Annotated in this window: 6 protein-coding genes; 4 read left to right on the top strand and 2 right to left on the bottom strand. The window is 62.7% G+C overall.

The window, feature by feature from the left end:
- Window positions 1-147: 147 nt before the first annotated feature.
- Window positions 148-1164, bottom strand: coding sequence for a tyrosine-type recombinase/integrase (locus tag JOZ76_RS19875; protein ID WP_291701048.1), 1017 nt, complete (start codon window positions 1162-1164; stop codon window positions 148-150).
- A gap of 511 nt (window positions 1165-1675) precedes the next feature.
- Between JOZ76_RS19875 and JOZ76_RS19870 the strand changes: the two genes are divergently transcribed.
- Window positions 1676-2041, top strand: a complete 366-nt coding sequence (locus JOZ76_RS19870) for an Arc family DNA-binding protein (RefSeq protein WP_291701047.1) — start codon at window positions 1676-1678, stop codon at window positions 2039-2041.
- A gap of 236 nt (window positions 2042-2277) precedes the next feature.
- On the opposite strand, the gene JOZ76_RS19865 is transcribed toward JOZ76_RS19870, so the two are convergent.
- Window positions 2278-2535, bottom strand: coding sequence for a hypothetical protein (locus tag JOZ76_RS19865; RefSeq protein ID WP_291701050.1), 258 nt, complete (start codon window positions 2533-2535; stop codon window positions 2278-2280).
- Here JOZ76_RS19865 and JOZ76_RS19860 point away from each other — a divergent pair.
- The 3 genes from JOZ76_RS19860 to JOZ76_RS19850 form a co-directional block, all read left to right on the top strand.
- Window positions 2534-2884, top strand: coding sequence for an HGGxSTG domain-containing protein (locus tag JOZ76_RS19860; RefSeq protein WP_366938599.1), 351 nt, complete (start codon window positions 2534-2536; stop codon window positions 2882-2884). The two genes, JOZ76_RS19865 and JOZ76_RS19860, sit on opposite strands and share 2 nt — an antisense overlap.
- Window positions 2885-3304: 420 nt before the next feature.
- Window positions 3305-3556 (top strand): hypothetical protein, encoded by a 252-nt coding sequence (locus JOZ76_RS19855; RefSeq protein WP_291701046.1) that lies wholly within the window; start codon window positions 3305-3307, stop codon window positions 3554-3556.
- Window positions 3556-7555, top strand: a 4000-nt coding sequence (locus JOZ76_RS19850; RefSeq protein WP_291701045.1) for a beta strand repeat-containing protein, incomplete at its 3' end; no start/stop codon positions are given. The genes JOZ76_RS19855 and JOZ76_RS19850, both read left to right, overlap by 1 nt.

Raw genomic sequence — 7555 nt, 5'->3', positions numbered from 1 at the left:
GAACCGTTCTAGCGGGCTGCTCTCCACAATGTGTTAGGCATCGGCGCACACGGGCTGCCGCCAACTCGTTTGCGATGAGCACTACGGATCGGCCCTCTCAATGCTGGAACAGGGGTTCGATTCCCCTAGGGAGCGCCATGCCGTTTATCACTGCTTTGATTTCCTTTCGACGGCACGCTTACCGCCGCGTCTGCGATCAGCTTCCCGTGTGTACCTCTCGGCTTCGGCCAATGTGGTGTGGCCGAGCGTCGACATGATCTCGTGCGCTGTGCATCCCGCGTCTGCCATCAGGCGTCCAAGTGTCTTGCGCAGGCCGTGCGGTTGGCAGTCGAGGGGCAGGCCGGCCGCAGTGATCGCGTCCCGCATAAAGCGACTGAAGCCGTCCACCGTGTAGGGCTTGCCGTACTCGGTATTGATAACGGTGACGTGCTTGCGTGGTGTGGCTTCCAGCGCCTTCTGCAAGTCCTCCGCGACGGCCATCTCGACCGGGACACCTGTCTTGTGCCGAGTGTAACTCGCGTCGCTATCTACTTGGTTCCAGGTTAGCAAGTGGGTATCGACCCGCGCGGTCCCCATGTTGAGCATCAAGGCGTATGCAGTGCGCTGCTTCGTGCCGATCGGCCAACGTCGCTCGAACGCCGTCAGCTCGGCGTCGGTCCACGCCCTGATTTCTTTGCCCTTCGGCCGTTTGATGCCAACTGAGGGGTCATACCTCAGCCACCCCTTCTCAATTGCGTGCCTGATCAGGATGCGCAGCTTTTTGAGCGTGTCGAGTGCCGCGCCGGGGCGATCCGCGAGGGGGTCGAGAACGAAGGTTTTGATGCGGTCCTTCGTCAGACCAGCGACGCTGCGATGTCCGTGGTCCACCGGCATGGCCTCCAAACGGGACATGTAGCCACACTTCGAACTGTCTCCAAGCGCCCTGAATTGCCCGCTCGCCTTGTAGCTGGCGATTAGCGCGCCAATCGTGCCAGGCGCATCTTTCTTGATCGTGAGCTCGGCAGAGCCCTTGCCAGCGACGGCCGCGGCGTAGGCGTCGCGAAACTCTTCCGAGGTTGGATCGTTGGGCAGGCTAATGCGCGGTCCCTTGCCGACACGGAACGACAAATACGTGTGTCCCTTTACGTGGTTGCGCTCGACGTGCGGCGGCAGCTTGCGTGGCATCAGCCCCATCCCTCATCTGCGGCGGCGTGATCCTCTCCATCGTGGGGAAGGGCGTCTGCGGCTACGTCGACCTCCTTCAGGTCCCACGCCTTTCTCTTGCCTACCAGAATGCGGGGTTTCGGCATGATCCCCCTGCCAACCATCTCATCGAACGTATTGGGTGACACGCAAACGTAAGCCGCTGCGACTTCACGTGTCACCAAGCGCGGCGGCAAAGTCGGAGGCAGGGCGGTCTGCTTTGGCATTTTACGCCCGGGACCTTGCCTGCTGCTCCGGATCGTTCGTCCACGCGCGAATGGAGCGGACGATCTCGCTGTTCTGACTCGCCAACGTGCGCGCAGCCTCTTTTTCAAGCCAGCTCTTAACGTCCCGAGGCAGTCGAACAACCATTTCGGCGCAGTCGGCGGTCCTTGCCATGATGACAAACTCTCTTAAGTGTGATATTTCTTTATGTATCACGGTGCGATCGTGTTCGCAAGGTCTAGCATAGCACGGTGCGATAGGGTGTCGGATGGCGAAGAAAAAGACCGGTAGCAAAACCCGCCCGGGCAGGGGGTCCGATCAGTTCATTGTGCGGCTACCGAACGGAATGCGCGACGTCATCGCTAAAATGGCGGAGCACAATGGGCGTTCTATGAACGCTGAGATCGTTTTCGCGTTGGCAACTCACTGCGCCCAGTTTGACGTCAACGCCGCAGCTGCCGACGTGTCCGAGAAGATCCTCCATGCAATTGATCAAGACCGATCGCCCGACCCGCATGTGATTCAGGACATAGCGCGTTACCTCGACCTTCTGGCAAGAGCTTGGGGCGAATCCAACGTTATATCGCCGAAGAGGAGGCTTTCAGGATGCGACGACAATGGGACAACGGACTGATGGTCTGTTGTGAGTGGGGCTTACACGCGGTTGATCGACGGATGCTATAGGCATGGCGCGCAAGTCAAATTCCAAAGAATCCCCCGCAGTCGTGGAGGCTCATGATCCAGCAAGTTTGCCGGGGGAATTGAAAACGAATTGGCGGCTCAAAGTCGGATACCTGGAACAACGTAATTGCCAATCAGGCGATACAAACGATCTGGGCAGAAAATTCGGACTCCGAACGGCTGCAGAAGCTAATCAATGCCGCCGTGGCTGGCCTTGTTGGGATTAGCCCGAACGACGAGTTGGAAGGCATGCTGGCAGCGCAACTCGTTGCTTGCCATAACGCATCGATGGAATGCTACCGGCGCGCAATGCTTGGTCAGCAGACATTCGAGGGCCGGCGGGAGAATCTCACCCAAGCAAACAAGCTCTCTCGGACGTACACGACGCTCCTGGAGGCCCTCAATCGGCATCGCGGCAAGGGACAGCAAAAGGTCACCGTTGAACATGTCCACGTCCATGAAGGCGGCCAAGTCCATCGTTGGCAATGTCGAGGGGGTGGGATACGAGGAAAATCGAAGGATCAACCCCATGCACTTACACATGCACCGGGCGAAACGATGCGGGGCGAAAACACGAAGCGGGAAGCCATGCCAGTCGCCGGGGATGGCAAACGGTCGATGTAGGATGCACGGTGGGGCTTCGCCGGGCGCACCAAAAGGCAATCGGAACGCCTTCAAGCATGGACGCTATACCAAGGACGCGGTTGCGCGGCGTAAAGAGATTGCTGGGCTCATTCGTGCCGCGCGTGCACTCGGAGCGTTGTCGGCAGATCGTTGGCTAGCTGAGCCTGAGTAGGCCCTCTTAACGAAATGCAGCGTGCGCGCTGGGGGATAGGCAGGCCTCGACAATTTATTGTTGTGTTGTCATTCTTCGCTTGGATCTGGTCCCGATCCTAGCGGGCGGCCACGACGCCGCGATCGTCAGTGACGTGCCGTTGCTCGTATCGGCGCATGCGCGGGTGATCTTGGCGGACGCGCGCGCGGTTCTCGAAATGTAAAACCACTCCGTATTTCTACTGGGGCAAAAGCGGTTTTTCTCACGCTGTTTCAGGAACATCTTCAACATTCCATTAAAGTAAACACCCTAGTGTTCACGAGAGTGAACGACGCGCACCGCCTGTCTCTTGGCGTGCGCCAAAAGTCATATGAGCTAGGTCGGAGAACGATGCTGCGATGTTTTCTCCACGCAGCCCTGTGCGTCGGAGTGAGCATCGCCATGCTCGTCGGACCTGCGACGGGTCATGCGCAAACGACGGTACCAGGTCAGGTGCCGAGCCAATGGACGCCGCCGAGTCTTCGCCCGACGGCTGCGCCGAACGTGCCGACGCTCGTGCTGCCAGGCCACTCCGCGATCGCGGTCCCAAGCGGGGACAGCACCCTGACCCTCGAGGTCGCACGTGGCTACACGGACCTTTCCGGTGTCCGGCGCGGTTGGCGCGCCAATCTCGTTGCCTCGGCGAGCTACTGATGCGCGGTCCTGCAGCAACCACGGGGGCGCGACGCCATGCAACATCCGCGCGGCGGATCGGCGTGACGGTGCTGCTCGGCGGCACGTCGTTCCTGGCACTGACGGTTCAGGCCGCTGCGCAGGCCGTGCTGCCGCAAGGCGCGACCGTCGCATCGGGACAAGTCAGAATCGGATCGCCCTCGGGCAATTCACTGACCATCAACCAGTCCTCGTCACGCGCCGTCGTCGACTGGAACAGCTTTTCGGTCGGCGCCAATGCGAGCGTCAACTTCGTTCAGCCGGGTGCCGGTTCGGCAATCCTCAATCGCGTCACGGGCACGACCTCCTCGACCATCGCGGGCCAGATCACTGCGAATGGCCAGGTGTTTCTGGTCAATCCGAACGGCATCGCCATCACGCCAACCGGTTCGGTCCAGGTCGGCGGCGGTTTCGTGGCCTCGACGCTCGACATCAGCAACGCTGATTTCAACGCCGGCAATCTGAATTTTTCCGGCAGGGGCGCATCAAGCGCCGTCACCAATGCCGGGGCAATCAGCGCCGCGCCGGGATCGTTCGTCGGGCTGGTCGGCGGATCGGTGGCGAACAGCGGTACGATCAGCGTTCCGCTCGGCAAGGTCGGTCTGGGTGCGGGCGAGAAGGTGACGCTCAATCCGAGCGGCGACGGATTTTTGCAGGTCGCGCTTCCGAGCGGCGCCACCACCGCCAAGGGACAGGCGCTGATCGACGTCGCGGGCCGGATCAAGGCAGCCGGCGGCTCGGTCGAGATCAAGGCGGCGACCGCGCGCCAGGCGGTTCGCGACATCGTCAACATCTCCGGCACGATCAGCGCACGTAGCGTGTCCGGCCGCCGCGGCCGTATCGTGCTCGATGGCGGAGACGGCGGCGAGGTCGTCGTGTCCGGGCGCATCGGTGCTGATGGTGGCAAGGCCGACAAGGCCGGGACCATCGTCGTGACCGGCAACAAGGTGACGCTGGCGTCGACCGCGAAGGTCAGCGCCGACGGTGCCGTCGGAGGCACGGTGCTGATCGGCGGCGATCAGCACGGCGGCGATGATCCGGCGGGCAAGCTCGTGACAGCACCGGTGCGGACCGCAGAAGCCACCTCGATCGCGCAGGGCGCGATCGTTTCGGCGAATGGCAGCTCGGCAGACGGCGGCAATGTCGTCGTCTGGTCTGACGGCCAGACCGATCTTCGCGGCTCCATCACGGCAACCGGAAGCGGTGCGGGTCATGGCGGCGCGGTGGAAGTCTCCAGCCATGGCGTGCTCGGCTTTGCCGGCGCCGTCGACGTGACGGCCGCCAACGGCAAAACCGGCACGCTGCTGCTCGATCCCTACGATGTGACCATCTCATCGGGTAGCGACACAAGCGTCTCGAACAGCAGTAACACCTTCTCGCCGACCGGCAACAGCTCGATTTTGTCGGTGACGACGCTTCAGAACGCGCTGGCGACGGCCAACGTCACGGTGACGACCGGAAGCTCAGGCTCGCAGAACGGCGACATCACGGTCGCCAACGCGGTGAGCTGGGCGAGTGGCAACTCGCTCACGCTCAATGCCGCGGGCGCCGTCAACGTCAGCGCCCCGATCACCGCGACGAATGGCGGTAGCCTCAGCCTGAGTGGCGCGACGATCGCGGTGAATTCGACCGCGATCACGCTCGGGGGCACGCTCACCGCAAGCGCAACCGCAAGCGGCGGTGTGGACGCGGTGACGTTGGGCAATGCCGCGATCAGCGTCGGCAGCGGCGCGAGCACCATCACCGGAGTGTCCTCATCCGGAAATGGACTGTTTTTCAGCGGGAGTTCCAGCCTTTCCGCGACGGGTGGGGGGACCCTGACCTTGTCGGGGACAAGCAACAGCGGCAAGGGGGTCAAACTGTGGTTCAATGCGAGCGTAACGACGTCGGGCAGCGTGGGCATCTCGGGAACGTCGAACAGTGACATCGGGCTTTATCTTCTTGGCGCGAACACGGTGACCGACAACGCTGGGAGCGCGAGCTTCAGTGGCGCTTCGCAAACCAACCAGGGCGTCTGGTTCAATGGTGGAACGAATGCGTTCACCAATGCCGGCGCCGGCACATTATCGCTGACGGGTTCGAGCACTAGCCTCAGTGGCATTGCACTTAACTCTCCGGCGAGCCTTTCGTCCTCAGGGACGGTCAGTCTGTCGGGAACGTCTAGCAGCGGCTCCGGCGTGTCTCTGATCGGAAATACACTGACCGCAAACGCGGGCACGTTAGCCATCAGCGGCGCATCGAGCACCGGAAGTGGTGTCGATTTCGGCGGCAGCACAAGCCTGGCAGCGAGCGGAGGAGGTACCCTCACCGTCTCCGGCACATCCACCTCCGGATGGGGTGTCGGCGTAGATAGCGGCGCCGCTCTCACCACCTCAGGCTCTGTTGCCCTCGCCGGCACCAGCAGTAGCTGGGATGGCCTGCATTTCGCTGGGACATCCAATGTCACGGATACTTCCGGCAATCTCACGCTCAGTGGCAGCTCCCCGTCGGGCACCGGCATCTATACGGCTGGTAACCTGGCCCTCGCCAATTCCGGTGCCGGCACGCTCGCCCTCAACGGCACGGTGACATCGTCATCCGGATACGCGGGCATCTATGCCGGTATCGGCGTGAACGTCACCACGTCCGGCGCGGTGATGCTGACCGGGACCTCGATCAGCAACGCTGGTGTCTACTTTTCCGGCTCGAATAGCGTGACCGGCAGTGCCGGTAACCTCGCGCTGAGCGGCACCTCGTCCAGCACGGCAGGCGTCGAATTCGCCGGCAATACCAGCTTCTCGAACTCGGGCGCCTCGCTTGCCGTCGCGGGCTCCTCGACCAGCGCCCCCGGCGTTTATCTCGCTCCCGGCGTGGCGGTGACCACGTCGGGCACGGTCGCCATCAGCGGCACGTCTGTCTCCAATTCGGGCGTCTCGCTCGACAACTCGGCGAGCATTGCCGACTCCTCCGGAAATCTCACGGTTGCGGGCTCCAGCACCTCCGGGCCTGGGGTATATTTCCTCGCAGGGACCAATATGCTGAGCAATTCGGGCGCCGGCTCCTTCTCGGTTTCCGGCACGTCGGGCTCCTATTATGGTGTAGGCATCGATGCCAGCCTGTCGAGTTCGGGGGCCGTTTCAATCTCGGGGACCAGCTCTGCTACCGGGCTCTACTTCAACGGGTCGACCATCACCGACAATTCCGGCAACCTGACAATCAGCGGCACAGGGGCCTCGGGGAATGGCGTATGGCTCAATGCCGGGACAACGGCTCTGGTCAATAGCGGCAGCGGTTTGCTCCAGGTCAACGGCGCCAGCGCCGGCCATAGCGGGATCCGCTTCAACACCGGGACCGCGCTAACCAGTTCGGGAGCGGTCGGTCTTTCCGGCACATCGACCAGCGGCGTCGGTTTCGCGTTCAAGGGCAGCAACAGCCTCACCGTCAATTCGGGCGCGCTGACGATCTCCGGGGCGACCTCATCGGGCCCGGCCGGGATCGATACATCGAGCAGCGGCAACACGATCACCAACAACGGCAGCGCCGTGCTGACATTGAGCGGCACCGGTGGCGACAAAATCGGCGCCACCATCACCTCAAGCGCGGCGCACGTCGTCATCAGCGACACCGGCGCGGTGACCCAGAGAGCGGGAAGCATCACCACGACAGGCCTTCTGCTGACGGGCGGCACGTCCTACTCACTCAGCGGCGCCAACATGGTCGGCACGCTTGCGGCAAGCGGCCTCGGCACGCTGACCTTCAACGATGCGCAGAGCCTCGTGGTGGGAACCGTACGGGGAACGAGTGGGGTGAGCGCAAGTTCGAACGCAGCGCTCGTTTCGTCCGGCAATCTCACCATTGCTCCCGGCGCGGGCGTCAGCGCGGCAAGTCCGGTGCTTGCCGCCGGCGGCGCGTTCATCAACAATGCCGGAAGCAGCGCGGTGACGGCGACATCCGGGCGCTGGCTGGTCTATTCGAGCGCGCCGGGCGCGGACACGTTCGGCG

This window comes from Bradyrhizobium sp. (assembly GCF_019244115.1).
Taxonomy (GTDB): domain Bacteria; phylum Pseudomonadota; class Alphaproteobacteria; order Rhizobiales; family Xanthobacteraceae; genus Bradyrhizobium.
Note: the sequence above shows the minus strand (reverse complement) of the source record. Positions and strands in the feature narration are given on the sequence as shown.

What these genes read in the sequence shown, in the direction of transcription:
- JOZ76_RS19855 (WP_291701046.1), top strand. Translation starts at nt 3,305, where the DNA reads ATGCTCGTCGGACCTGCGACGGGTCATGCGCAAACGACGGTACCAGGT.
- JOZ76_RS19860 (WP_366938599.1), top strand. Translation starts at nt 2,534, where the DNA reads ATGTCCACGTCCATGAAGGCGGCCAAGTCCATCGTTGGCAATGTCGAG.
- JOZ76_RS19870 (WP_291701047.1), top strand. Translation starts at nt 1,676, where the DNA reads ATGGCGAAGAAAAAGACCGGTAGCAAAACCCGCCCGGGCAGGGGGTCC.
- JOZ76_RS19875 (WP_291701048.1), bottom strand. Translation starts at nt 1,164, where the DNA reads ATGCCACGCAAGCTGCCGCCGCACGTCGAGCGCAACCACGTAAAGGGA.
- JOZ76_RS19865 (WP_291701050.1), bottom strand. Translation starts at nt 2,535, where the DNA reads ATGTTCAACGGTGACCTTTTGCTGTCCCTTGCCGCGATGCCGATTGAG.